Genomic DNA, 24,355 nt, shown 5'->3' on the forward strand with positions numbered 1-24,355 from the left:
GCCGAGATCGCCGAGATCCGAACTGAGCAGCAGCGGGCTGCCGAGCGCTTTGAGGCTCAGATGACGGAGATGCGGCAGGCCTTTGCCGCCCAAATTGCCGAGATCCGGGCCGAGCAGCAGCGGGCCGCCGAGCGTTTCTCCGCCGAGATCGCCGAGATCCGAACTGAGCAGCAGCGGGCTGCCGAGCGCTTTGAGGTCCAGATGGCCGCAATGCGAGCCGAGCGGCAGGCCATCGAAGCCCAGCTCCAGACCGAAATCCAGGAGATCCGGACGCTGATTCAGCACAACCAGGAGCGGATTCGCCAGAACGAAGAGCGGGGAGATGAGCTGGAGAGGGCCATCCAGGAATCCCGCCGCGATATGCAGGCCGGCTTTGCCGAGCTGAGGGAGGCGCAAGCCCTGATGATGGAGCAATTCCGGGAGCGGGATGGCCGCCTGATCGAGGCTCATCTGGGCTTTATTCGGGAAATGCGGGAGATGCAGCGGGAAGTGGCGGAGTTGCGCCTGGATTTTCTCAACCACATGCGCCAGTACCACCCGCCTGTCGAACGCTAGATGGCTACGACAACATCTGGCCGATCACCTCAGCTTGCGGTTATAGGGGTAGCAGCAGATGGCTCGGTGGCCTCTTGGGCGATTCCCCCCCTCTCCCAAGCGCAAACCTTGGCCGGGCCCTCCAGCTTGCTGCAGCACTTTGCTGACCATCCGGCCCGCCAGATCCGGCTTACTGGACCAGTGGAAAGTTGGATCCCGCTTTTGCAAAAGGAGCTGGCGCAGGGATCCCTGGTTTTGTTGGCCAGCGGGGATCCGCTGTTTTTTGGGATTGGGCGCCTGTTAACGCAGTACTTCCCGGCGGAGCAACTGGCCTTTTATCCCCAAGTCAGCTCAGTGCAGTTGGCCCTCAACCGCCTGCAGATCCCCTGGCAGGAGGCCACCATCCTCAGCCTGCACGGGCGGGGGGTGGAGCGGTTGCAAGACGCCCTTAGGCAGGGATCCCCTCTTATTGTGGCCCTGACCGATCCGGAGCACACCCCGGCGGCGGTGGCCCAGTTTATCGCCGACCTGCGGCTGCCGGTGCGCTACCAGGGCTGGGTGTGCAGCCAACTGGGATCCCCCCACGAGCAGATCCTGCCCCTGCAAGAAGGGGAGAAATCTGCCTTCCCCAGCCCCAACTTGGTGGTGTTGCGGCGCGTTGAGCCGGAACCGGATCCCCGCCGCTGGCCTTTGGTGGGGATCCCGGACGACCAGTTCCACACCTTTCCCGACCAGCCCGGCCTGATCACCAAGCAGCCCATCCGACTGCTCACGCTGGGGGCGCTGCAACTGCCGCGGCAGGGAGTGGTGTGGGATATCGGGGCCGGCACCGGTTCCGTAGCCGTGGAGATCGCCCGCCTCTCCCCCCAGCTCCAGGTCTATGCCATCGAGCGCAACGCCACAGGCATTTGTCTTATCCGGCGCAACCGCCAACGCTTCGATCTGGAAAACCTGCACGTGATCCCGGGGACAGCGCCCCGGGTGCTGGCCGACCTGCCGGATCCGGAACGGGTGTTGCTGGGGGGAGGCGGCAAAGGGATCCGCGATCTGCTGCCGGCGGTGGCGGCCCGCCTGCGGCCTGAGGGGATCTTGGTGGCTAACTTCGCCACCCTGGAAACCTGCAGCGAAGCTCTGCAATGGCTGCGCTCGCGGGGCTGGCAGGTGCGGGTGGAACACATCCAGATCTCCCGTTCCACGGCCTTGGCCGAGGGCACCCGCTTTTCCCCGCTCAACCCCGTTTACCTGCTGCAAGGGATCCCTTCAAATTTGAGGTTGCAGTAACGGCCTCGTCGCCCTGCCCCCAGCTGGGGGCAATTTACCCCTCGTCCTCCTCATCGGTGGTGAAGCTCGGTCGGTACAGGTAGGAGGGGCGGTTGGTCTTCTTAATTTGATCCTTGATGGACTCCAGGTCGATGTAGCGATCCGCCAAGTTGATGAGCTGATCGCTGGTCATAGAGCGCAGGCTAACCACCTCTACCCGTGCTCCCTGGTAGCTGACGGCATTGACAGCATAGGCCAAGTCCCCGTCGCCGCTTACCAGCACCGCCGTCTCGTACCAGCGCACCAGCGACAACATGTCCACAGCGATTTCCACATCTAGATTGGCCCGCTTGGAGCCATCGGGCAGTTGGGTCAGCTCTTTGGTAACCACACGGTAGCCGTTGCGGCGCATCCAGAGCAAAAACCCCTGCTGCTTTTCGTTGTTGCGATCGACGCCGGTGTAGAAAAAGGAGCGCAGGAGGGGAGAACGGCCGGTCAGCGTCTTCAGCAGGCGGGTGTAGTCGATCTCAATGCCCATCTGTAGGGCGGCATAGAAGAGGTTGGATCCGTCGATAAAGATGGCCACGCGCCCACGGTCGTCCTGGAAGGGATCCGGGGGCTGAAAGCCGGGCTCAGGATCAAGACGCAACATTCGGGCTTTCTTCTCCAAGTTTTGGCAAAGGGATAGAAAAAAAGTATTAAAAGCTATAGGAACAAGGCGTCGGCAAAAAAGGCCCTGGCTGGAGAGATACGTCATTTACCCTAGCGCAGGAAGCTCCCTCCACCCGGAAGACTTCCAAAATCCTAAAGAAAAATACTCACCGGAGGACGCTTGCAGATGCCCGCCCAAGAGGGGCCGCCCCCTTACTGTTTTTCCACCCCCTTGCGCAGGGGGGTGTTGCGCAGCCGCTACCGGCGCTTCTTTGCCGAGGTGGAGCTGGAAAATGGGCAACCGGTAACCGCTCACTGCCCCAACACCGGGCCGATGACGGGGGTTTGCCAGGTGGGAGCGCCTGTGTACCTCTCCTATCACCCCGATCCCAAGCGCAAATTGGCCTACACCTGGGAGATGATCCAGGTGGAAGGGGTGTGGGTGGGGATCAACACCGGCCTGCCCAATCGCCTGGTGGAATGGGGGCTGGCACGAGGGTGGTTTCCCCAATTGGCGGAGTTCTCCCGCTGGCAACGGGAAGTGACTTGCGGCAGGAGCAAAATCGACTTCCTGCTGATGGGAGACTCTGGCTTGGCCTACCTAGAGGTTAAAAATACCACTTGGGCCGTGGGATCCCGCGCCCTGTTTCCCGATACGGTGACGACTCGCGGCCAAAAGCACCTGGAAGATCTCATCGAGATCCGCCGGCAAGGGCAGCGGGCTCTGCTGCTGTATTGGATCAACCGCGCCGATTGCACCGAGTTTGCCCCCGGCGAAGAACGGGATCCCCGCTATGCCCATCTGTTTCGCCAGGCGCTGCAGGCTGGGGTTGAGGTGCTGCCCTACCGGATCGCGGTCTCGCCACAGGGGATCCGTCCGCTGGGTTTGGCCAAAATAGTGGCCTGAGCGTCGTCTTGGAAACCTGCTGCCATGCAAGTGGCCACCTGGAACGTCAACTCCATTCGCACCCGGCTGCCCCAGGTTTTGGCTTGGCTGGACAAGCAGGGATCCCTGGATGTGCTCTGCTTGCAGGAGACCAAGGTGGTGGATGCGGACTTTCCCCGCGCGCCCTTTGAGGAGCGAGGCTTTTACGTAGAAGTGTACGGGCAGAAAGCCTACAACGGCGTTGCCCTGATCAGCCGGGAGGTGCCGGAAAAAGTAGAGCGTGGCTTTGGGGCCCTGCTGCCGGCAGCGGCGGAGCTGGACGAGCAAAAGCGGCTGATCGGCGGCCTCTACCGCGGCATCCGCATTCTCAACCTCTACGTGCCCAATGGCGAGGCGGTGGGATCCGACAAGTACGCTTACAAATTGCACTGGTTGGCCCGCCTGAAGGATTACCTCAACATCGCCCTGGGCCAGGGGCAGCCCATCCTCCTCTGCGGCGACTTCAACATCGCCCCCGAAGACCGGGATATTTACGATCCCCGCAAAGCCGGGGAAATCATGGCCTCGGAGCCGGAGCGGCAGGCCCTGCGGGAGATCCTGGCTTTGGGGTTTGAGGATGCCTTTCGCAAATTCACCCCGGATCCCGGACATTTTAGCTGGTGGGACTACCGCGGGGGTGGGTTCCAGAAGAACCGCGGCTGGCGCATCGATCACTTCTACCTTTCCCCTCTGCTCCAGGACAAAGCTACTGCCTGCTGGATCGACGTCGAACCGCGGCGGGCACAAAAGCCCAGCGACCATGCCCCTGTGGTTGTGGAGCTGGCAATCTGAAATCCCCAGGCTGCTCGCTTGCCAATCCTTAATTTCAAGACAACAGCGGCCACCTGCGTTAGGCTGATAAGTGTTAACGAATGTATCGGGCTATCGCGATGGCGCTCTTTGGTTTTGGCAAATTGGGCAAGAAACTGACCCTGCCCACCCCGGAGGAGGCTTTGCCGGGCCGCTCCGAGCCAATGGCGATCGTCAACCGGCACTACGTCAAGGGCACGCCGCTAAAGCCCCCCTTTCCGGAGGGCATGGAGCTGGCCCTGTTCGGCATGGGCTGCTTCTGGGGAGCCGAGCGCAAGTTTTGGCAGTTGCCGGGAGTGTTCACTACTGCGGTGGGCTACGCCGGCGGGTATACTCCCAACCCAACCTATGAGGAGGTTTGCACCGGCTTGACCGGTCACAACGAGGTGGTGCGGGTGGTTTACGATCCGGCTCAAATCAGCTACCTGCAGCTTTTGAAGGTGTTTTGGGAAAACCACGATCCCACCCAAGGGATGCGGCAGGGCAATGATGTGGGCACCCAGTATCGCTCCGGCATCTACGTCTATTCCCAGGCCCAGCAGGAGCTGGCAGAAAAAACCCGCGATCTCTACCAGCAAGCCCTGAGCGCCCACGGCTACGGCCAGATCACCACTGAGATCCTGGACGCCCCAGAGTTCTACTACGCCGAAGACTACCACCAGCAATACCTGGCCAAGAATCCGCGCGGCTACTGCGGCTTGGGCGGCACCAAAGTTCCCTTGCCAGAGCTGGCTGCCGAGTCTGTTTGAGCCACACCCTGGCCGTCCCACCCTCACCCCCGGCCCCTCTCCCTGAGGGAGAGGGAAGTTAGAGCGGCGCGTTCGTGATGAGGTTGCCTAGCGATAAGGATCCCAAAGAAGGCCTAGAAGATGCGGCGGGAAGGGGATCCCCGCTCTAGCAGCTCCTTGGCCACCAGGGTCACCACTGCCAGCAAGGAGAGCACCACCGCTGCCGCATAGGCCGAGCCCGTGGCATAGCTGCGGTAGGCATCTTCCACAAACAAGGGAAGGGTCTGGGTACGGCCGATGATGTTGCCGGAGACCACGGCCACCGCCCCGAACTCCCCCATGGCGCGGGCATTGGTCAGGATGACGCCGTAGAGAAGGCCCCAGCGGATGTTGGGCAGGGTGATGCGCAAGAAGATCTGCCAGGAATTGGCCCCCAGCGTTTTGGCGGCCTCTTCCTCTTCGGTGCCGGCCTCTTCCAACACCGGCAGCACCTCCCGCACCACAAAGGGCAAAGTGATGAAAGCGGTGGCCAGCACAATGCCCGGAAAGGCAAAAATGACCCGCAGATTCCAGGATCCCAGCCAACCCTGACGGCCAAAGATCAGCACCAGCATCAGGCCGGCCACCACTGGCGAAATGGAAAAGGGCAGATCGATGAGGCTGAGCAGCAAGGCCCGCCCTGGAAAGCGGCGGCGTGCTAGCGCTATGGCAGCGCAGAGGCCAAAAAGAGTATTGAGAGGCACGACAACCAGGGCAGTTAGCAAAGTCAAGCGGGCTGCGCTGAGAAACTCTCGCTCCCCCAGGTGCTGAAAAAAACTGGGGATCCCTTCCCGCAACGCCTGGTAGAAGACATTCACCAGGGGGATCCCGATGAGCAGCCCCACATAGAGCAAGACGATCCCAATCAGCAGGCCAGCCAGCCAAGGGTTGGCGGGTGGCTTCCCTTGAACCTCGGCAACTCCCTTAGGTCTCATGGCGACTTGCCCAGCCTTGCAGAAGGTTAATCACCGCCAGCAAAAGGAAGGAGATCACCAGCATCACCGTCCCAATCACCGTGGCGCCGGCGTAGTCGTACTGTTCCAGTCTTTGGATGACCAGCACCGCCGCAATCAAATCCTGGAAGGGAATGCTGGCGGCAATAATGACGATGGAGCCATACTCACCGACAGCGCGAGAAAACCCCAGCGCCACCCCTGTTAGGATAGACGGCAGAATTTGCGGTAGTACCACTCGGCAAAAGGTCTGCCAGCGGGAGGCGCCCAAGCTCCAGGCAGCTTCCTCCACATCCGGTTCCAGTTCCTGCAGCACCGGCTGCACGGTTCGCACCACAAAGGGAAAAGAGATAAACAGCATTGCTACCCCCACCCCCCAGCGGGTAAAGGCAATGCGGATTCCCAAGGGAGCCAGCAGGGATCCTATCCAGCCGTTGCTGCTGTAGACGGTCGCCAGGGTGAGGCCGGCCACAGCCGTGGGCAGGGCAAAGGGCAGATCAATCAACCCCTCGAGGAGCTTTTTCCCAGGGAAGGCGTAGCGCACCAACACCCAGGCGGTTAGAGTGCCCATCACACCGTTTACCAAGGCCGCCAGCAAGGCGGTTACAAAAGTAACCTCATAGGCAGAGAGGGCCAGGGGATCGGTGGCAATCCGCCAAAACTCTGCCCAGCCCAAGGTGCTGGCCTTGGCAACCAAGGCAGCTAGTGGCAAGACCAGCATCAGGAAGAGATAGCCTAGGGTCAGCCACCAGGGCCAAGACACTGGAAACACCGCCTGCAGCAAGGTTCCCTAAGCTCCCACCGCCATGGCTGTCATTTCCGTTTTCTTGATGGGGAAGGCTTTGATTACCCTGGGGCGCACGTAAACCTGCTGCCCAATGTGCAGGGGCTGGTTGGTGTATTGCTCGCGGCTGAGGTGGGCCCAGAGGGATCCGCCATCGCTCAAGACCAGCTCCGCCTGGATCTCCCGCCCCAGGTGGATGATCGCTTTTACCCACGCGGGGACGCCGCTGCTATTGGGGTTGACCTCGATCTGCACATCGTGGGGGCGCAAGAAAAGCTGGTGCGGGCCGGCCTGCGCCTCGGGAAGCTGGCAAGATAACAGGGAGCGGGGAGAGAGCTCGTTAACCGGGCCGATAAAGCTCATGACAAAGGGGGTGGCCGGGTGATCGTAGATCTCGGCAGGGGATCCCACCTGCTCGATCCGCCCCTGGTTCATGACCACGATCTGGTCGGCCACCTCCATGGCCTCCTCTTGGTCGTGGGTAACCAAGACGGTGGTGACGTGCACCTTGTCGTGCAGGCGCCGCAGCCACTGGCGCAGCTCCTTGCGCACCCTGGCATCCAGCGCCCCAAAAGGCTCGTCCAAAAGCAATACCTGCGGCTCCACCGCCAAGGCGCGGGCCAGGGCCACCCGCTGCCGCTGCCCCCCCGAAAGCTGCGAGGGATAGCGATCCCCAAACCCCGACAGTTGCACCAGCTCCAACAGCTCGTCCACCCGCGCCCGGATCTCGGCCCGCGAAGCTTTGCGGATCTCCAGGCCAAAGGCAATGTTCTGCCGCACCGTCATGTGCTTGAACAGGGCGTAGTGCTGGAAGACAAAGCCAACATTGCGCTCCTGGACGCTGGCGTGGGTGGCATCCCGACCGGTGAGGAAAATCCGCCCCGTGTCCGGCTTTTCTAGACCAGCAATGAGGCGCAAGAGGGTGGATTTGCCCGAACCCGACGGCCCCAACAGGGCGACCAGGGATCCCGTGGGAATGGTGAGATCCGTAGGGTGGAGGGCCTGAAACTGCCCAAAACGCTTCGATACCCCTGCGATGGTGATGCCCATAGGTTCTGCCTAGCTAAGGGTTGGCCGGACGGCGTTTCTGACGAAGGAGGGAGCCTCTAATCTACGGTAAACCTGTCAACAAACCGTTGATACAGCCCCCAGGATACCCCGAACGGGGAGAGGAAGACAAGGGATCGGTCTACAACTGGGCTTGGATGCGGTCAAACAAAGCCCCGTCGGCAAAGAAGCGGTTCTGGACAGCTTCCCAGCCGCCCAGGTCGGCGACAGTCACCAGATTTTTGATGGGAGGGTAGCGCCAGGCAAACTCTTGGGCCACCGTGGGCTCCACCGGCCGGAAGCCCACCTCGGCAAAGGCCCGCTGCGCTTCTGGGGTAAACAGGTAGTCGACAAAGGCTTCGGCCACGGCGCGGGTGCCCTTGCGGTCCACGTTGGCGTCCACCACCGCCACCGCCTGATCGATGGAAATGTTGGGATCCGGCACCACGTAGGGCAAGAGCTGGCCGCGCAAGCCCGCCAGGATCACCTCATGTTCGTAGGTGAGCAGGGCATCCCCCTGCCCTTTTTGGAAGAAGACATCGGTGGCCTCCCGCGAGTCCCGCGGCAGGACGCGGACATTTTTGTAGACCTGGGTGGCGAACTCCAGGGCCTGAGGTTCAGGGACAGCGCTCCAGAGGGCCAAAAAGTTCCAGCGGGCGCCCCCTGAAGTTTTGGGGTTGGCGGTAATCACCTGCAGGCCGGGCCGAGCCAGATCCAGCCAAGAGCGGATACCACGGGGGTTGCCCTGTCGCGTGACGATGGCCGCCACCGAGCGGGTGACGATCCCCTGGTTGGGGGTGCGGCTTTCCCAGCCTGGCCGAATCAGGCCGGCAGCCACAATGCGCTCCACATCCAGGCCTAGGGCCAGGGCCACCACATCGGCATCCAGCCCCTCGATGACCGCCCGCGCCTGCGTTGCCGAGCCGGCGTAGCTGCTTTCCACCCGCACCCGTTGTCCGGTCTGGGCCAGCCAATGGGCCTCAAAGGCAGGGATGATCTGGCGGTAGGCATCGCGGGTCACCGCAAAAGAAGCCAGAAGAATCCTCACTTCCCCGTGGGATCCCACCCCACAGCCACCTAGCCCCAGCAGAAGGAATCCCACCGCCAGCCACCGCCCCGCTCTCCCCCACCAGGCCACCGCGACGGGTGAAGGGATCCCCAATGGCTTCCCCGCTGCCCCTTCCATCTTCACCGCCATCCCCAAAAACTTCTCCACTTCTCCGTCCCTCACCCCCAACCCCTCTCCCAAAAGGCGAGGGGAGGTTGGAGGCTAAGGAACTATTCTACGGTAATCCAGTCGGCAAACCGTTTTTAGACCAGGGATCCCTAGGCGGGGCAGGGGGTGGGGGGCGCCGCGTCGGCAGCGAGATCCAGCGTGGCATTGAGGAGGCCGGGATCCTCCGGGGAGGGGAGCAACTGGAACCCTAGCCGCTTGCACAGGCGGCGCATGCCCTCGTTTTCGCTGAGCACCTCGCCGGCCAGACGCCGGATTCCTTCGCAGCGGGCCACCTGAATCAGGCGGGTCAGCAGCTCCGTGCCGATCCCCTGCCGTTGATAGGGATCCGCCACCAGCAGGGCAAACTCCGCCTCTTCGGGGAGGCCGTGTCTTTTGGAGAGGCGGCTGATGCCGAGGATTGTGGCTTCTGGCTCCTGTTTTTCCGCCACCAGGGCGATCTCGCGGTCGTAGTCATTAAAGCAGATGCGAACCAAGCGCTCGTGGGCGATGCGGGCGCTGTATTTGATGGGGTGGAAGTAGCGCAGATAGACGCTGTAATCAGAGACGTGGCGGTGAAAATCGATCACCAGAGGCTCATCTTCGGGGCGGATGGGGCGGATGGTGATGCCGTCCCGGAAGCTCCAGATGTACTGGGTGGGGTAGGGGCGGATGGCCAACGGCACCGGTGGTTCTTGCTCTGAGCGCAGAATGACGCGGGCATCCAAAGCCACCAGCCCCTCGCCCGAGGCCAGCAGGGGGTTGATGTCGATCTCCTTGATCTCCCGCTGTTCGGCCACCAGTTGGCTGAAGCGCACCAAAAGCTGTTCCAGCGCTTCCAGCTTGACGGCTCGGCGCCCCCGCACCCCCTTGAGGGCCTTGTAGATGAGGGTATTCTCCATCAGGCGCCGCGCCAAGGTGGTGTTGAGGGGGGGAAGGCCGATGGCGCGATCCTGGAACACTTCCACCAATTGGCCGCCGCTGCCAAACAGCAACACCGGCCCAAACTGGGGATCCTCGCTGCTGCCCAGGATCAGCTCGTAGCCGTCGGTGCGGATCATCGGCTGCACCGTCACCCCTTGGAAGTGCTGGGATCCGGCTTTTTCGGCAACATTGGTCTGGATCTGCCGGTAGGCCCGCCGCACCGACTCGGCATCGGGCAGGTTGAGCTGCACGCCGCCCACATCGGTCTTGTGGGTGAGGGTGTGGGAGTAGAGCTTGAGCACCACCGGGTAGCCGATTTGTTCGGCGGCCTCTACAGCCGCTTCCGGGCTCTCGGCCACCCGCGTGGGCACCACCGGGATCCCGTAGGCGGCCAGGAGCTCCTTGGACTCGACCTCGGTCAGGAGCGTGCGGCCTTGCCGCCGGGCTTGGCTGAGGATTGGCTGCACCCTCTCGCGCTCGACCGCTGTTGCAGGGGGCAGCGCGGGGGTTTCGTAGAGGGCCTTGAGGTTGTCGCTGAAGCGCCACAGATAGCTGAACACCCGCGCCGCCTGATCCGGATAGCGGTAGGTGGGGATCCCGGCCTGGTTGAGGATCTGCTCGCCGGCATCCACCAGGGCTCCCCCCATCCAACTGGCCAGGATGGGTTGGCGAGATCCGCTGCGCCGCCAGGTCTCCACCACCTTGGCGGCCGTGGCGGTGGGATCTGTCATCGCCTGTGGGGTGAGGATCACCAGACAGCCCTGGCTGCCGGGATCCCGCAGCACGATCTCCAGCGCCTGGGCAAAGCGCTCCGGCCCGGCATCGCCCAAAACGTCGATGGGGTTGCCGTGGCTCCAGTGGGGCGGCAGGATCTGGCTGAGCTGCTCCAGCGTCTCCGGGGCAAGAGAGGCCAGGGATCCGCCGGCGCGAATGAGGGCGTCGGTGGCCAGCACCCCTGGCCCGCCGGCATTGGTGAGGATGCTGAGGTGGGGCCCTTGGGGACGAGGCTGTTTGGCCAGCACCTCCGCCATGTCGAAGAGATCTTCAATGTGATCCACCCGCAGCACGCCGCAGCGGCGGAAGGCCGCATCCAAAACCGCGTCGCTGCCGGTGAGGGATCCCGTGTGGGAGGCCGCCGCCTGGGCCGCCGCCTGGGTGCGCCCCGCCTTGATGACGATGATGGGCTTGCTCAGCGCCACCTCGCGGGCCGCCGACAAAAACGACCGCGCATCCCCGACGGATTCCATGTAGAGGACGATGCTGTGGGTATGGGGATCCTGGCCCAGGTAGTCGATGAGATCCCCCCAGCCCACATCCAGCATCGATCCCAGGGAGATAAAGGCGCTAAAGCCGACATTTTCCTGCAGGCTCCAGTCTAGGATCGAGGTGCAGAGGGCCCCGCTTTGGCTGATAAAGCCCACGTTGCCGGGCCGGGCCATCTGGGCCGCAAAGGTGGCATTTAGGCCCGTGTGGGGGTTTTGGATCCCCAGGCAGTTGGGGCCAATCAGGCGCAGCTTGCCGCGGGCAGCCTCTTGGATGGCCTTTTCCAGCTCCAGCCCCTCGGGGCCGATTTCCTTAAAGCCCGCCGAGAGGACAATAGCTCCCTTGACGCCGGCCTCGACGCATTCTTGAATAACCGCCGGCACCCCGGCTGCCGGGATGGCGATGATGGCCAGATCCACCGGCTCGGGCAAGGCGGAAAGCCGCTCGTAGGCCCGGATGCCCAACACCTGGTGCCGCTTGGGGTTGACCGGGTAGACCGTGCCCCCAAACGGGTGGCTGATCAGGTTCCACAAGACCGTGCGCCCAACACTGCCCTCCCGCTCTGTTGCCCCCACCACCGCCACCGAGCGGGGCAGAAAAATGGGATCTAAGGGGTGGGATCTGGCCTTCCAGATGTCGAGGCTGGGGTCAGGGCGGCGCCGCATGGGCTTACTCCTCAATGTCTGGTGACTAGGCCAACACCGGCTCCGGCTGGTGGTAGAGGGCAGCCTCCACCCGGCAGCCCCGGTAGGCCAAGACGTACAGCTCCTTCATGTCCTGAATCAGCGGGTAGCGGGGGTTGGCGCCGGTGCATTGATCATCGAAAGCCTGCTCCGCCATCGCCTCCAGACGGTCGTAGAACGCCTGCTCGCTCTCGCTGAGGGCCTCGCGGATGGTAGCCGGGATCCCTAGCTTCCGCTTTAGCTCCTCGATGGCCTCAATGAGGCGCATGACCTTTTCATCATCATTGGCTCCGCCCAACTGCAGGTAATCGGCAATCTCGGCATAGCGGTGCTTGGCGTTGGGGTAGCGGTATTGGGGGAAGATGGCCTGCTTAAAGGGGGCGTCGGTGGCGTTGTAGCGGATGACGTGGGTAATCATCAGGGCATTGGCCAGGCCGTGGGGCAGGTGGAAGGTGGATCCCAGCTTGTGGGCCAAGGAGTGGCACACCCCCAAAAAGGCGTTGGCAAAGGCCATGCCGGCAATGGTGGCGGCGTAGTGGACTTTTTCTCTGGCTTCTGGATCTTCGGCCCCCTTCTCGTAGGCCCGCGGCAGGTAGGTCATCAGCAGCTTAATCGCCTGCAGCGCCAGCCCATCGGTAAACTCGCTGGCCATCACCGAGACATAGGCTTCCAGGGCATGGGTAAGGGCATCGAGGCCGCCGTAGGCGGTTAGCTTCTTGGGCATCTTCAAAGTGAGATCCGGATCCACGATGGCCATGCTGGGGGTGAGGGCGTAGTCGGCCAGGGGGTACTTGATCCCCACCCGGTCGTCGGTGACTACGGCAAAGGGCGTCACCTCGGATCCCGTCCCGGAAGTGGTGGGGATGCAGACCAGTTGGGCTTTTTGCCCCAGCGGCGGCAGCTCGTAGACCCGCTTGCGGATGTCCATAAAGCGCGTGGCCAGGCCTTCAAACTCCACCTGCGGCTGCTCGTACATCAGCCACATCACCTTGGCCGCGTCCATCGGGGATCCGCCCCCCACGGCGATGATCACATCCGGCTGGAATTGGCGCAACTGCTCCAGGCCGCGGTTGACGTTGCTGAGGGTGGGATCCGGCTCCACGTCGTGGTAGACATCCCACTTGATCTGCAGTTCGTCCAAAACCCGGGTAACCGCCTGCAGCACGCCCAGCTCGAAGAGGGGCCTATCGGTAACCAAAAAAGCCCGTTTTTTGCCGGCCAACTCCCGCAGCGCCACCGGTAGACATCCCGGCTTGAAGTAGATCTTGGGCGGCACCCGAAACCAGAGCATATTTTCCCGCCGGTAGGCCACCGTTTTAATGTTGAGCAGGTGGCGCGGCCCCACATTGTCCGAGACCGAATTGCCCCCCCAAGTGCCACAGCCTAGGGTGAGCGAGGGATCCAGCCTGAAGTTATAGAGATCCCCAATTGCTCCCTGGGAAGAGGGGGTGTTGATCAGCACCCGCGCTGTTTGTAGGGCATTTTCAAAGTAGGCAATATCGTCCCGATTGGCGGGATCGGTATACAAAACAGAGGTGTGACCCCGCCCACCGAAATTGACCACTTGGACGGCCATATCGACAGCGCTGTGGAAATCCTTGGCGCGGTAGAGGGCCAAAACAGGGGCCAATTTTTCGTAGGAGAACGGCTCCTCAGGCCCCACCTTCTCCACTTCCCCAATCAGCAGCTTGCTGCCTTCGGGTACCTGGATCCCGGCCAGAGCGGCAATGGTCTGCACCGATTGGCCGACAATAGCCGGATTGAGGCGGCCGTCTTTGAGGAGGAGGCAGCGCACCGCTTGCGTTTGTTCCGGATCCAAAAAGTAGGCCCCCCGCTGGCGGAATTCGGCCTTGACCTGCTCGTAAACAGCATCCACCACGATCACCGCCTGTTCTGAGGCGCAGATCATGCCGTTGTCGAAGGTCTTGCTCAAGATAATCGAGCTGACGGCTGTGGGGATGTCGGCGCTGGCATCGATCACTGCCGGGGTATTGCCTGCCCCCACCCCCAAAGATGGGTGGCCGGAGGAATAGGCCGCCTTGACTAGGGCGGGGCCGCCGGTGGCCAGGATCAACTTCACCTCCGGATGTTGCATCAAAGCCTGAGACAGCTCGATGGTGGGCTCGTCGATCCAGCCGATCAACCCCACAGGCGCACCGGCTGCCTCAGCCGCCTCCTTGACCACCTTGGCCGCGGCAATGGTGCATCGTTTGGCGCGGGGGTGAGGGGAAAAGATGATGGCGTTGCGGGTTTTCAGGGTGATGAGAGCTTTGAAAATGGTTGTCGAAGTGGGGTTGGTGACTGGCACAATGCCCGCCAAAAGCCCCACCGGCTCGGCAATGCGCTCGTAGCCAAAACTCTCGTCCCGCTCGATGACGCCACAGGTTTTCTCGTGTTTGTATTTGTTGTAAATGTATTCAGAGGCAAAGTGATTTTTGATCACCTTGTCTTCCACAATCCCCATGCCGGTCTCTTCCACGGCCAGCTTGGCCAGCGGGATCCGTTCGTTGTTGGCGGCCAGGGCAGCTTTGTGAAAGATCCGATCCACCTGTTCCTGGGTGAAGGTGGCATACTCAGCCTGGGCAGCTTTTACCTGTTGGATCAGAGCTTCCAGTTCCTCGAGGTTGGTGACAGGCATAGGTGGATCCTCCAAAATTACATCCATACAGGTTAAAAGTTGAGGCAACCGTTAGAAATTGCTGCAAGACTCCATGGGCCTGCTGACCGGCTAAGCGCCAACAGGCGCGGGAACCTGGATCTCAGTGGTCATTTTTGGGGGATGGGTAAGGGTGTTGTGGATGATGCACGCATCGACTGCCTTTTCCAACCCTTTTTGGTGTTTTTCGTCGAGCGGGATCCCACTTTTCACCCGAATGCAAATGTTGTCTAGGCGGGCAGGGTGCTCGACTTTATCTGCGGTAACAACCACTTCCAGCCCTTTGGGATCCAACTGCCGCGCTTCCAAATACTTGACGGCATAGAACCCCACACAAGCACCCAAAGAGGCCAAAAACCACTCCGGCGGCGTCATTCCCTGATCTTGGCCGTGGTTGTCCAAAGGCTGATCGCTGAGGATGCGATGGCCGCGGCTTTGGGCTTGAAATTGAACGCCATTTTGGTAGGTTACGCGCACTTCCACCGGGGATCCCTCCTCATTTTTGGAGCTACCAGAGTTGGCAAGCTGCTAGACTATTGGGTTCAACTAAGTTCAACTTAGCATTACCTTGGAGACAGCCTAAGGACTTTAGAGATGACTTTGGGATCAGGCTGGCTCAAGTCAGAATTGGCTCTAGTTTTGTTGCTGTCGCTCCAGCGATAAACTAAACTGCCACCAATCCCCGCTCGCGAAAGATCTGCAAAGCGTGGTTGATCTGTTCCGGGGTGGGCGGCTGAACATCGCTGAGGGTATAGGGCAATCCCAACTGCTGCCATTTGTATTCCCCCATCTTGTGAAAGGGCAAAACTTCCACCCGCTCCACGTTGGAGAGCGTGGCCACAAACTCGGCCAAGCCCTTGATGTTTTCCTCGGGATCTGTTAGCCCGGGAACCAGCACAAAACGAATCCAGGTGGGCTTGTGAATCTGATCCAAATAGCGAGCCAGATCGAGAGTGGGCTGCAGCGAAACGCCGGTAACTTTGCGATAGAGCTCCGGCAGATAGGACTTGATATCCAGTAGCACCAAGTCTGTATGGGCCAACACCGGCTTGGCCACGCCCAAGGGCGCATAGCCGGAAGTATCTAGAGCCGTGTGCAAGTCCAGCTCATGGCAGCGGCGGAAAATCTCCGCCACAAAGTTGGGCTGCATTAACGGTTCTCCCCCGCTGGCCGTGACTCCCCCGCCCTTGAGGTAGTAGTTGCGGCAGCGCTGGATCTCCGCCATGAGGGAATCCACCGTCACCACCTGGCCGGCATTGGGATCCCGACAGTCCGGATTGTGGCAGTACAGACAGCGCAGAGGACAGCCCTGCAGGAAGATGACAAAGCGGATCCCTGGCCCATCTACCGTGCCACAGGTTTCAACCGAGTGAATGCGGCCGGTTATCGGCGTCAAGGGGTTGAGCGGGGTATCCATACTTCTATCCTCAACAGCTTTTGCAAAATATCAATTAATCTTGAGGTTTTCTTCCCAATTGCTGTCTATGCTGCGCACACCATGGTTTTGTCTCTTTTGAGATTTGGGCTTTACCCGAACTGGGTTTTGCTTAACAGTTGACAACCCCTGGAAAGACCCCCCTACTGGGAAACACCTGCCGAGATGTTGTGCAGGCGATGGGCTTTGGGATCAAAGCCCGCCGGGAAATGGGTATAGGCATCGTAATCGGCGTGATCCAGCAAAGCCCCCTCCAAGAGGGCACCGCGCAAATCGCTGCCGAAAAGCAGGCATCCCCGCAGATCCGCTCCCGATAGGTTGGCGCCGGTGAAATCGGCAAAGCTGAGGTCACACCCCCGCAGGTTGGCGCCTGCCAGGTTGGCCCCTCTGAAATCAGCAGAGCGCAGGTCGGCACCGGCTAGGTGGATGCCCCGCAAGTCGGCCTGGGGCAGCTCGATCTCCTGGAAATCGCGCCGTCCCGCCGCGTAGTCTCTAACCAAGTCCAAAACGCTATAGCTCATCGAACCTCCTTGCTTGGGGAGGGGGGATCCCTTCCCTCGACCCTGCTACGGGCAGCCTTCCGGGATCCCCCACTCCGCCGTTTTCCGTTAGAAGTGTTGGTGGAAGGTGCGGTTAATCACATCCAGTTGTTGCTCGCGGGTGAGCTTGATGAAGTTCACCGCGTAGCCAGACACTCGGATGGTGAGCTGGGGATAGAGCTCGGGGTGCTCCATGGCCTGCAGCAGGGTCTCGCGGTTGAGGACGTTGACGTTGAGGTGAAAGCCGCCATCCCGCATGTAGCCGTCCAGCAGCCCCACCAGGTTGGCAACCCGCTCCTCGGCGGTGCGACCTAGGGCCGCCGGCACAATCGAGAAGGTGTTGGAGATGCCATCCAGGGCGTCGTCGTAGGGCAGCTTGGCCACAGAAGCCAGCGAGGCCACCGCCCCCTTGGTGTCCCGGCCGTGCATGGGGTTGGCCCCCGGCGCAAAGGGCTCGCCGGCCCGCCGCCCATCGGGGGTGTTGCCGGTTTTTTTGCCGTAGACCACGTTGGAGGTGATGGTGAGGATGGACTGGGTGGGGATGGCGTTGCGGTAGGTCTTGTGCTTGCGCAGCTCCGCCATGAAGGTCTGCACCAATTGCACCGCCATCTGGTCAACCCGGTCGTCGTTGTTGCCGTATTTGGGGAAGTCCCCCTCCACCGCGTAATCCACCACCAGGCCGCGCTCGTCCCGGATAGCCCGCACCCGCGCGTACTTGATGGCCGAGAGGGAATCCGCCACCACCGACAGGCCGGCCAACCCAAAGGCCATGGTGCGCAGCACGTCCCGGTCGTGCAGGGCCATCTCCAGGCGCTCGTAGCAGTACTTGTCGTGCATGTAGTGGATGATGTTCATGGTGTTGACGTAGGTCTTGGCCAGCCAGGCCATCATCTGCACCAGGCGCGGCCAAACCTCGTCGTACTCCAACACCTCAGAGGTGATGGGAGCATAGGCCGGGGCCACCTGCTCGCCGGAGATCTCGTCCCGGCCGCCATTGATGGCATAGAGTAGGCACTTGGCCAGGTTGACCCGCGCCCCAAAAAACTGCATCTGCTTGCCGATGCGCATGGCCGACACGCAGCAGGCGATGCCGTAGTCATCCCCCCAGTAGGGGCGCATCAGGTCGTCGTTTTCGTACTGGATGGAGCTGGTTTCGATGGAGACCTTGGCGCAGTAGCGCTTGAAGGCTTCCGGCAGCCGCTCCGACCAGAGCACCGTCAGGTTGGGCTCCGGTGCCGGCCCCAGGTTGTAGAGGGTATGCAGCATGCGGAAGCTGGTCTTGGTAACCAGAGGCCGCCCATCCAGCCCCATGCCGCCGATGCACTCGGTTACCCAGGTGGGATCCCCGCTAAAGAGCTCGTTGTACTCCGGCGTGCGCAAAAACCTGACCATGCGCAGCTTCATGACAAAGTGGTCGATGAGCTCTTGGGCCTCTTCCTCGGTGAGGATCCCGGCCTGCAGATCCCGCTCGATGTAGATGTCTAGGAACGTGGAGACCCGCCCCAGGGACATGGCAGCGCCATTTTGCTCTTTGACGGCTGCCAGGTAGGCCAGGTACAGCCACTGGATGGCCTCGCGGGCGTTGCTGGCCGGACGGCCCAGGTCAAAGCCGTAGCTGGCCCCCATTTCCTTGAGCTCGTGTAGGGCTTTGATCTGCTCCGAGAGCTCCTCCCGCAGGCGGATGGTTTCTTCATCCATCGTGTCCAGGTCGAGGCTGGCTTTTTGCGCCTCCTTGTCCTCAATCAGCCGATCCACCCCATAGAGGGCCACCCGCCGGTAGTCGCCGATGATGCGGCCCCGCCCATAGGCGTCCGGCAAGCCCGTGATGATGCCAGAGCGGCGGCAGCGGCGCATCTCCTCCGTGTAGGCGTCGAAAACCCCGTCGTTGTGGGTCTTGCGGTACTTGGTAAAGATTTCCTTAACCTTTGGATCCAGCTCGTAGCCGTAGGCCTTGAGGGCCGTCTCCACCATGCGGATGCCGCCGAACGGCATAATGGCCCGCTTCAGGGGCTTGTCGGTCTGTAGGCCTACAATTTGCTCCAGCTCCCGGTCGATATAGCCCGGCGGGTGGCTGGTGATGCTGGAAGGAAGGTCCGTGTCGGCATCCAAAACCCCCCGCTCCCGCTCCAGCGCCATCAAATCCTTAACCTTGGCCCACAGCCGCTGCGTGCGTTCGCTGGCCGGCGCCAAGAAGCTTTCGTCGCCGGTGTAGGGAGTGTAATTGCGCTGAATAAAATCTCGGACATCAATGCAGCGTTGCCACCGTCCCGGCAGAAAATCTCTCCCAATCGTTTGATCGGATACTTTGCGTTCTGTGGTTTTTTGGGCCTTCGATTCTGTAGATAAAGCTACAGAACGCTGCGCGCTTGCTATCATAACAATCCTCCCGGCTATTACGCCTAACAACTCCGCCAATAGGCTGGCGACAGGGCGAGGCGACGCCTCAGCAGCTGCCAAAAGCTACAACAATCTTTGCAAAAGGGAAGGTCTAGCCACTCACTTGAGGGAGAGCTTTTAGCAACTCTGCTGTTTCTTTTTTTAGATGTTGGCCCTACACCTCGCCCACTTCAATTTTAGTCTCTTGCCCTGGGAAGATGTTTTTGTGGGCGCATTTTTAACCGTGTTTTTTAATGTTGTCTTAAGAGTTTGCTGGAAAGAGTTTTGACCTTTTCCCTCGCCGAAGGGCCGACCTATGCTGAGGTAGGGCAGCCCCGGTTGCCCCACCAGAAGACCTGGTGTTCGCGTTAGCAGTGCGTTTTCTATGAAGTTTTCTATGAACCCGTCCATTCGAATTGTCCAAGGGATCCACCACCTGCACTTCTACCTTTGGGATCTGCCCCGTTGGCGGGAACACTTTTGTCGGGTTTGGGGCTTCCGGGTGGCAAGCGACGCCGGCAACACCCTGGAGCTGGAGCAGGGATCCCTGCGCTTGCGCCTGTCTCAGCCGGCACGGGCGGGGGACGAGGTGGACCGCCATTTGCAGCGGCATGGGCCGGGGGTGGTGGATGTGGCCTTGGCGGTGGGAGAGCAGGAGCTACCGGCCTTGGCGGAGCTGTTGCGGGGCCGAGGCGCCCAACTGGCGTGGATCCCGGCAGCAGCGGCGCTCTGCCTCCACACCCCCTACGGGATCCGGCATTCTCTGATCCCTGGCCCCTTGGATGCCGCCCCTGCCGAAGCGGGCCTGTTTTCCCACTGGGATCACGTGGTGTTGAACGTGGAGCAGGGATCCCTGCAGGCGGCAGCCGACTGGTATGGGCGGGTGCTGGGCTGGCGGCGGCTGTACCGCTACAGCATCGGCACCGCCACCTCCGGCCTGGAAAGCGTGGTGGTGGGGGATCCGGAAGCGGGGATCCAATGGGCCATCAACGAGCCCACCTGTGCCGCTTCCCAGATTCAGGAGTTTTTGCATGCCCATGGCGGCCCGGGCATTCAGCACGCGGCGCTGCACAGCTCAGACATTGTTGCCAGCCTGCGCCGGTTGCGGCAGGGGGGAGTGGACTTTTTGCAAGTGGCGCCGCAGTACTACACCAGCCTGGAAAGGGAGCTGGGGTTGGCGCTCCGTTCTGCCCTTGGGCAGGCCATCTCCTGGCAAGACCTGGTGGAGCAGCAGATCCTTCTGGATGCTACCCTGCCCGCTTCTGATGGCCAGGATCGCCCCCTTCTGCTGCAGACCTTTACCCAGCCCCTCTTTGGTCGGCCCACCTTTTTCTTTGAAGTCATTCAACGGCTAGGCGGGGCCACGGGCTTTGGCGAGGCCAATTTTCAGGCTTTGTTCGAGGCCCTGGAACGGCAACAGCGACAGCGACACCAGGCGCTGACCCCTTAGCTACAGCCGGCAGGGATCCGGAAAACTTTTCTCGGTTCCCTGGAAGTTTTATCCCAATAGTAAATGGCTATAGCTAAGAGTTCAGAGCAGTTGGGCGGCGATTGCTCTCAACAGGTGATTTTGGTCGATGGGCTTGGTTAAGTAGGCATTAGAGCCAAGCCGCAGCCCTTCTTCCATGTCTTCTCGGCTGGTTTTCGAGGAGAGAAAGACAAAGGGGATGTGGGCAGTGGACCGATCCCATCTCACGGCATCTAACACTCCATAGCCGTTCAGCTTGGGCATGACCACATCGCACAACACCAAATCCGGCAGGAGAGCGTGCACCATCTGTAATCCTTCCTCCCCATCGCTGGCCGCGACAGTGTCGTACCCAGCTCGTTGCAACACTTTCTGCAAATAGGTGCGGATGGCGGGTTCGTCTTCAATCACCAAGATGCGTTTGGACATGTGGCTTCGTAAAAAAGCAAACAAGAAACCCCCAATCCCTTGGGCTGGCCGTCGGCTTCCTGGAACAACCGAGAGCCGAGTTGATGCGGGAACGAACAGGGAAGCTACAGAGACAGCATAGAAAAACTCTGGGGAAAAAAGCTCCGCCAAATGGCTCATTCTGGTACCCTAACCCTCTGCAAAAATCCTGATACGGTGCAGAACCCCTTTCCTCATCCGCGGATTTGCGGCTATGGTCATTTCAAATAGCAATGCAACGTTTATCCCTAACTCCCCTCTCCCAGAGGGAGAGGGGCAGGGGGGTGAGGGTCTTATTCCGAGGTGAGTTGTCGCTCCATCAGCCTGGCCAGGGCAGCAGTGGGGGTGGTCTGTCCTTGCAACAACCGATGCACCTCCTGGGTGATAGGCACCCGGATGTTGTGTTGGGCGGCGATCTTGACCACGACAGGAGCGGTGTAAACTCCTTCGGCAGTGCCCTCGATTTCAGCCAGAACCTGGGACAAAGGCCTACCTTGGCCCAACCCGTAGCCCACCTGGTAGTTGCGGCTCAGAGGACTGTGACAGGTGGCCAGCAGATCCCCCAGGCCTGAGAGGCCGTTGAAGGTCTCAGGCCGCGCCCCTAAGCGGGATCCCACCCGGATCATCTCTGCCAAGCCGCGGGTAACCAGGGCAGCCCGAGCATTGGTGCCCAGGTGCAGCGCATCACACACCCCCACGGCGATGGCGATAACATTTTTCAGGATGCCTCCCAGCTCCACCCCCAGCGGATCGCTGCTGGTGTAGAGGCGAAAGCGCTCTGAAGCCAGGGCATGCTGCACCTGCACGGCTGCCCAGAGATCCCGGCTGGCTACCACTGCTGCTGCCGGCAAACCCTGGCGGATCTCGGCGGAAAGGTTAGGCCCGGAGAGCACCACCAACGGCTGGTTGGGGAAGGCAGCCCCCCAGATTTGGGCAGGAGTCAAAAGTTGGAGCGGATCCAGTCCCTTAGTGGCTGAGACCAAAATAACCTGCGGTGGGATCCCCACCTGGCGCACAACCTCGGCCACGGGGCGCACCCCTGCCATCGAGACTGCCGAGATGAGGATTTGGGATCCCTGGAGCACCTCTTTGAGATCCAGATCTTTGCGCCGGTCCCAAACCTGCACTCGGTGCCCCTGGGCCTGGGCCAGCAGAGCCAGCGTACTTCCCCAGGCTCCCGCCCCTAGAATGGCGATCTTCTGGGGGGATGTTGTGTTAGTTTTCATCTGACCTTTGCAGCCGCAGCTTCTCTCCCAGGATGCCTTAAACTCCCCGTTAGCAAGAGAGCGACAAAGGTTAGTATGGTTGGATACCAAATCATGGGTTCGGCCAAAGAGCAGACGAGATGACAGAAGCAGGGATCCGACGCCTTCCTGCTGAGGTAGCCGCCAAGATGGGGAGCTGGCGGCACGGCTATGCCCTCACCAATGGTATTCAACTGCACTACGTCAGCCAGGGGGAAGGGGAGCTGGCCATCTTGCTGCATGGTTTCCCGGAGTTTTGGTACTCCTGGCGGCACCAGATCCCGGTGTTGGCGCAGCGGTTTTGCGTGGTGGCCCCCGATCTACGCGGCTACAACGATTCCGACAAGCCGGATCACGGCTACGACCTAGATACCCTCACGGCGGATGTCCGCGGCCTCCTGGATCACTTTGGGGCCAAGAGGGCGGTAGTGGTGGCCCACGACTGGGGAGGAGCCATTGCCTGGCACTGGGCGCAATTTTTCCCCGACGAGATCCGCAAGCTGGCCGTGCTCAACTCTCCTCACCCAGCTTGCTTTCGCCGGGAGTTCCTGACCAATTTGGACCAGATGCGCCGCAGTTGGTACTTGTTTTTCTTCCAGTTGCCCTGGCTGCCGGAGTGGGTGCTCCAGTGGAACTTGGGCGATTGGGTGCAGCGCATCTTCCGAGAGACCTCGGTGCGCAAGAGTGCCTTCACCCGACACGACCTGAAGATCTACCAAGAGGCTCTCGCCAAACCCAAGGTGCTCACCTCTGCCCTTAACTACTACCGCCACCTGTTTAGCCTGCCCACTCTGCAGAACCTGTTTTTACAGCCCCTGCGGCAGATCCTCGCCCCCACCCTGCTCATTTGGGGAGAGGAAGACTTTGCCCTCAGCCGCGAGCTGACCGAGGGAATGGATCCCTTTTTCCCCAACGGCATTCGCAAAGAATACATCCCCGAGTGCGGCCACTGGGCGCAGCAGGAGGCGCCGCAAACCGTGAATCGGCTGCTGATGGAGTTCCTCTAGGTGTCAAGTTGGGAGAGCTTTACCAGCCCCAGGGGTTCACCCTAGAATAATCCACTGAATTCTAGCAGGGGAAACGGCATGGCCCTGGAGTATCCGCCCCATCTGCGCTATGTGGACACCCACGAGTACATCCGCGTTGAGGATGACATTGCGGTGATTGGGATCACGGCTTATGCCGTCGATCAGCTCGGGGATATTGTCTTTGTCGGCCTGCCCGAGGAAGGAACAGAGATTGAAAAGGGCGAAAGCTTTGGCTCGGTGGAATCCGTTAAGGCGGTCGAGGATCTCTATGCCCCTGTTTCGGGGGAAGTGGTGGCAGTGAACAAAGCAGTGGTGGACAGCCCAGAGAGCATTGCCGACGATCCCTATGGCGATGGCTGGCTGATCAAGGTGCGCATGACCAACCCGGAAGATCTCGACGACACGATGAGCGCCGAGGCCTACGCCAGCTTGGTAGAAGGATCCTAAGCCCTACAGCAACACTTCCCGGTTGCCCCCTTGCATCTTGGCCCGGTAGAGGGCTTGGTCGGCTGCCTCTAGAAAGCTTTGGACGGAAGTTTCTGCTGAAAGGCTGAGCAAAGAGGCGACGCCAATGCTACAGGTGAGGTGGATAACTTCTGCTCCCACCTGCAGAGGGAGGGATTGGACGGCCTGCCGCAGGCGCTTGGCCAACTGCAGGATTTGAGCTTCCGGAACCCCGCGCACCATGAGGACAAATTCGTCGCCCCCTAGCCGGGCCAGCAGATCCTCGCGGCGAACCTGATCCTGCAGTTGTTGGGCTACTTGGATCAGGGCTTGATCCCCGGCCAAATGCCCCCAGCGGTCGTTGATGAGCTTGAAGTTGTCCAAGTCCAGGTAAAGCAAGTGGAGGGGAAAGCTATGGCGGCGGGCAAAAGCCATCTCCCTCTGCAGGTGCTCTAGGAAAAACCGACGGTTGTGCAGCCCCGTGAGCGGGTCGTAGAGAGCGGCGGCAGCGACCTGGAAAAAGAAAGCCTCCTCCAGCCGGTCATAATAGGCAAACTGCAGGAGGCTATTCCCCAGCTGGATGCGATCCCTATCCGCCAAAACCCGGCAATTTACCCGTTCCCCATTGACATAGGTGCCGTTGAGGCTGCCGAGATCGATGAGGACATAGTTTTCCCCTTCCTTCCTCAGCCGGCAGTGCAGCCGAGAGATGGTGTGGTCGGAAAGCTGAACGTCGGCCTGGGGGCTGCGCCCCACTACTGCAGTCTCCCCCAGGCGGAAAGTCCTGCCCCTATTGGATCCCTGAAGCACCGTCAAAAAGGCGCCCACTGCTTTCCTCTCCACCTCCAGCCCGTAGGTTTCCAGGGGCACGGGGGTGGTTGGTTCTTCCGGAGAAGTATCCACA

The 24,355-nt window shown here is 61.0% G+C and carries 21 protein-coding genes and 1 pseudogene; 8 read left to right on the forward strand and 14 right to left on the reverse strand.

Annotated features, from left to right (window positions below):
- Positions 1–555: pseudogene (locus NW855_RS09760) on the forward strand (hypothetical protein); the annotation flags it as partial.
- Entirely contained in the window at positions 556–1,815 is a 1,260-nt protein-coding gene (cbiE, locus tag NW855_RS09765; protein ID WP_099812468.1) for a precorrin-6y C5,15-methyltransferase (decarboxylating) subunit CbiE, read from the forward strand. It abuts the pseudogene before it with no gap.
- Positions 1,816–1,849: 34 nt separating this feature from the next.
- Here the strand turns inward: cbiE and NW855_RS09770 are convergent, their stop codons facing one another.
- Positions 1,850–2,446, reverse strand: a complete 597-nt coding sequence (locus NW855_RS09770; RefSeq protein ID WP_011429371.1) for an NYN domain-containing protein — start codon at positions 2,444–2,446, stop codon at positions 1,850–1,852.
- 186 nt (positions 2,447–2,632) lie between these two features.
- Here NW855_RS09770 and sfsA point away from each other — a divergent pair, with 186 nt between their 5' ends.
- From sfsA to msrA, 3 genes are all read left to right on the forward strand, one after another.
- Positions 2,633–3,352 (forward strand): DNA/RNA nuclease SfsA, encoded by a 720-nt coding sequence (gene sfsA, locus NW855_RS09775; protein WP_011429372.1) that lies wholly within the window; start codon positions 2,633–2,635, stop codon positions 3,350–3,352.
- A 24-nt stretch (positions 3,353–3,376) separates the two neighbouring features.
- The gene (xth, locus tag NW855_RS09780; protein WP_099812467.1) at positions 3,377–4,162 is read left to right on the forward strand and encodes an exodeoxyribonuclease III; all 786 of its coding nucleotides are present in this window, start codon (positions 3,377–3,379) and stop codon (positions 4,160–4,162) included.
- Positions 4,163–4,260: 98 nt separating this feature from the next.
- The gene (msrA, locus tag NW855_RS09785; RefSeq protein WP_099812466.1) at positions 4,261–4,929 is read left to right on the forward strand and encodes a peptide-methionine (S)-S-oxide reductase MsrA; all 669 of its coding nucleotides are present in this window, start codon (positions 4,261–4,263) and stop codon (positions 4,927–4,929) included.
- Positions 4,930–5,042: 113 nt separating this feature from the next.
- Here the strand turns inward: msrA and cysW are convergent, their stop codons facing one another.
- From cysW to pflB, 10 genes are all read right to left on the reverse strand, one after another.
- The gene (gene cysW / locus NW855_RS09790) at positions 5,043–5,882 is read right to left on the reverse strand and encodes a sulfate ABC transporter permease subunit CysW (protein WP_414508713.1); all 840 of its coding nucleotides are present in this window, start codon (positions 5,880–5,882) and stop codon (positions 5,043–5,045) included.
- Positions 5,872–6,684: a sulfate ABC transporter permease subunit CysT gene (gene cysT / locus NW855_RS09795; protein WP_414508714.1), complete on the reverse strand. Its 813-nt coding sequence runs from the start codon at positions 6,682–6,684 to the stop codon at positions 5,872–5,874. The genes cysW and cysT overlap by 11 nt, the downstream gene beginning before the upstream one ends.
- 6 nt (positions 6,685–6,690) lie before the next feature.
- Positions 6,691–7,734, reverse strand: a complete 1,044-nt coding sequence (locus tag NW855_RS09800; RefSeq protein WP_414508715.1) for a sulfate/molybdate ABC transporter ATP-binding protein — start codon at positions 7,732–7,734, stop codon at positions 6,691–6,693.
- Positions 7,735–7,873: 139 nt separating this feature from the next.
- Complete coding sequence (locus NW855_RS09805) at positions 7,874–8,962, reverse strand: sulfate ABC transporter substrate-binding protein (RefSeq protein ID WP_414402646.1); 1,089 nt, start codon at positions 8,960–8,962, stop codon at positions 7,874–7,876.
- 95 nt (positions 8,963–9,057) lie between these two features.
- Positions 9,058–11,796, reverse strand: coding sequence for a GNAT family N-acetyltransferase (locus tag NW855_RS09810; protein WP_414402647.1), 2,739 nt, complete (start codon positions 11,794–11,796; stop codon positions 9,058–9,060).
- Positions 11,797–11,821: 25 nt separating this feature from the next.
- Complete coding sequence (gene adhE / locus NW855_RS09815; protein WP_414402648.1) at positions 11,822–14,452, reverse strand: bifunctional acetaldehyde-CoA/alcohol dehydrogenase; 2,631 nt, start codon at positions 14,450–14,452, stop codon at positions 11,822–11,824.
- Between the two features lie 90 nt (positions 14,453–14,542).
- Complete coding sequence (locus tag NW855_RS09820) at positions 14,543–14,953, reverse strand: OsmC family protein (protein ID WP_011429381.1); 411 nt, start codon at positions 14,951–14,953, stop codon at positions 14,543–14,545.
- Between the two features lie 181 nt (positions 14,954–15,134).
- Complete coding sequence (pflA, locus tag NW855_RS09825) at positions 15,135–15,887, reverse strand: pyruvate formate-lyase-activating protein (protein WP_011429382.1); 753 nt, start codon at positions 15,885–15,887, stop codon at positions 15,135–15,137.
- A gap of 161 nt (positions 15,888–16,048) precedes the next feature.
- On the reverse strand, positions 16,049–16,426 hold the full coding sequence (locus NW855_RS09830; protein ID WP_414402649.1) for a pentapeptide repeat-containing protein: 378 nt from the start codon (positions 16,424–16,426) through the stop codon (positions 16,049–16,051).
- Between the two features lie 87 nt (positions 16,427–16,513).
- Entirely contained in the window at positions 16,514–18,820 is a 2,307-nt protein-coding gene (gene pflB, locus NW855_RS09835; RefSeq protein ID WP_414508716.1) for a formate C-acetyltransferase, read from the reverse strand.
- A 385-nt stretch (positions 18,821–19,205) separates the two neighbouring features.
- On the opposite strand from pflB, the gene NW855_RS09840 reads away from it, so the two are divergent.
- On the forward strand, positions 19,206–20,270 hold the full coding sequence (locus tag NW855_RS09840) for a VOC family protein (protein WP_240527741.1): 1,065 nt from the start codon (positions 19,206–19,208) through the stop codon (positions 20,268–20,270).
- 81 nt (positions 20,271–20,351) lie between these two features.
- Here NW855_RS09840 and NW855_RS09845 read toward each other — a convergent pair whose 3' ends face one another.
- A complete protein-coding gene (locus NW855_RS09845; RefSeq protein WP_099812459.1) occupies positions 20,352–20,717 on the reverse strand; it encodes a response regulator in 366 nt (121 codons plus the stop codon).
- A 311-nt stretch (positions 20,718–21,028) separates the two neighbouring features.
- Entirely contained in the window at positions 21,029–21,961 is a 933-nt protein-coding gene (locus NW855_RS09850) for an NAD(P)H-dependent glycerol-3-phosphate dehydrogenase (protein WP_011429387.1), read from the reverse strand.
- Between the two features lie 119 nt (positions 21,962–22,080).
- On the opposite strand from NW855_RS09850, the gene NW855_RS09855 reads away from it, so the two are divergent.
- Positions 22,081–22,986 carry an alpha/beta fold hydrolase gene (locus NW855_RS09855; RefSeq protein ID WP_414402578.1) on the forward strand — a complete coding sequence of 302 codons (906 nt, stop codon included), beginning with the start codon at positions 22,081–22,083 and terminating at the stop codon, positions 22,984–22,986.
- A 78-nt stretch (positions 22,987–23,064) separates the two neighbouring features.
- Entirely contained in the window at positions 23,065–23,454 is a 390-nt protein-coding gene (gcvH, locus tag NW855_RS09860; RefSeq protein ID WP_099812456.1) for a glycine cleavage system protein GcvH, read from the forward strand.
- A 3-nt stretch (positions 23,455–23,457) separates the two neighbouring features.
- Here gcvH and NW855_RS09865 read toward each other — a convergent pair whose 3' ends face one another.
- A complete protein-coding gene (locus NW855_RS09865) occupies positions 23,458–24,354 on the reverse strand; it encodes a diguanylate cyclase (RefSeq protein ID WP_414402577.1) in 897 nt (298 codons plus the stop codon).
- Between the last annotated feature and the right edge of the window lies 1 nt (position 24,355).

The sequence above is a fragment of the Synechococcus sp. RC10B2 genome (assembly GCF_047502635.1).

Bases quoted from the DNA above. Each gene is read 5' to 3' on its own strand.
- NW855_RS09850 (WP_011429387.1), bottom strand. From the start codon at position 21,961: ATGAAAACTAACACAACATCCCCCCAGAAGATCGCCATTCTAGGGGCG.
- cbiE (WP_099812468.1), top strand. From the start codon at position 556: ATGGCTACGACAACATCTGGCCGATCACCTCAGCTTGCGGTTATAGGG.
- NW855_RS09830 (WP_414402649.1), bottom strand. From the start codon at position 16,426: ATGAGCTATAGCGTTTTGGACTTGGTTAGAGACTACGCGGCGGGACGG.
- cysW (WP_414508713.1), bottom strand. From the start codon at position 5,882: ATGAGACCTAAGGGAGTTGCCGAGGTTCAAGGGAAGCCACCCGCCAAC.
- NW855_RS09800 (WP_414508715.1), bottom strand. From the start codon at position 7,734: ATGGGCATCACCATCGCAGGGGTATCGAAGCGTTTTGGGCAGTTTCAG.
- pflB (WP_414508716.1), bottom strand. From the start codon at position 18,820: ATGATAGCAAGCGCGCAGCGTTCTGTAGCTTTATCTACAGAATCGAAG.
- NW855_RS09810 (WP_414402647.1), bottom strand. From the start codon at position 11,796: ATGCGGCGCCGCCCTGACCCCAGCCTCGACATCTGGAAGGCCAGATCC.
- NW855_RS09855 (WP_414402578.1), top strand. From the start codon at position 22,081: ATGACAGAAGCAGGGATCCGACGCCTTCCTGCTGAGGTAGCCGCCAAG.
- NW855_RS09840 (WP_240527741.1), top strand. From the start codon at position 19,206: ATGAAGTTTTCTATGAACCCGTCCATTCGAATTGTCCAAGGGATCCAC.
- pflA (WP_011429382.1), bottom strand. From the start codon at position 15,887: ATGGATACCCCGCTCAACCCCTTGACGCCGATAACCGGCCGCATTCAC.
- NW855_RS09845 (WP_099812459.1), bottom strand. From the start codon at position 20,717: ATGTCCAAACGCATCTTGGTGATTGAAGACGAACCCGCCATCCGCACC.
- sfsA (WP_011429372.1), top strand. From the start codon at position 2,633: ATGCCCGCCCAAGAGGGGCCGCCCCCTTACTGTTTTTCCACCCCCTTG.
- xth (WP_099812467.1), top strand. From the start codon at position 3,377: ATGCAAGTGGCCACCTGGAACGTCAACTCCATTCGCACCCGGCTGCCC.
- adhE (WP_414402648.1), bottom strand. From the start codon at position 14,452: ATGCCTGTCACCAACCTCGAGGAACTGGAAGCTCTGATCCAACAGGTA.
- msrA (WP_099812466.1), top strand. From the start codon at position 4,261: ATGGCGCTCTTTGGTTTTGGCAAATTGGGCAAGAAACTGACCCTGCCC.
- NW855_RS09770 (WP_011429371.1), bottom strand. From the start codon at position 2,446: ATGTTGCGTCTTGATCCTGAGCCCGGCTTTCAGCCCCCGGATCCCTTC.
- gcvH (WP_099812456.1), top strand. From the start codon at position 23,065: ATGGCCCTGGAGTATCCGCCCCATCTGCGCTATGTGGACACCCACGAG.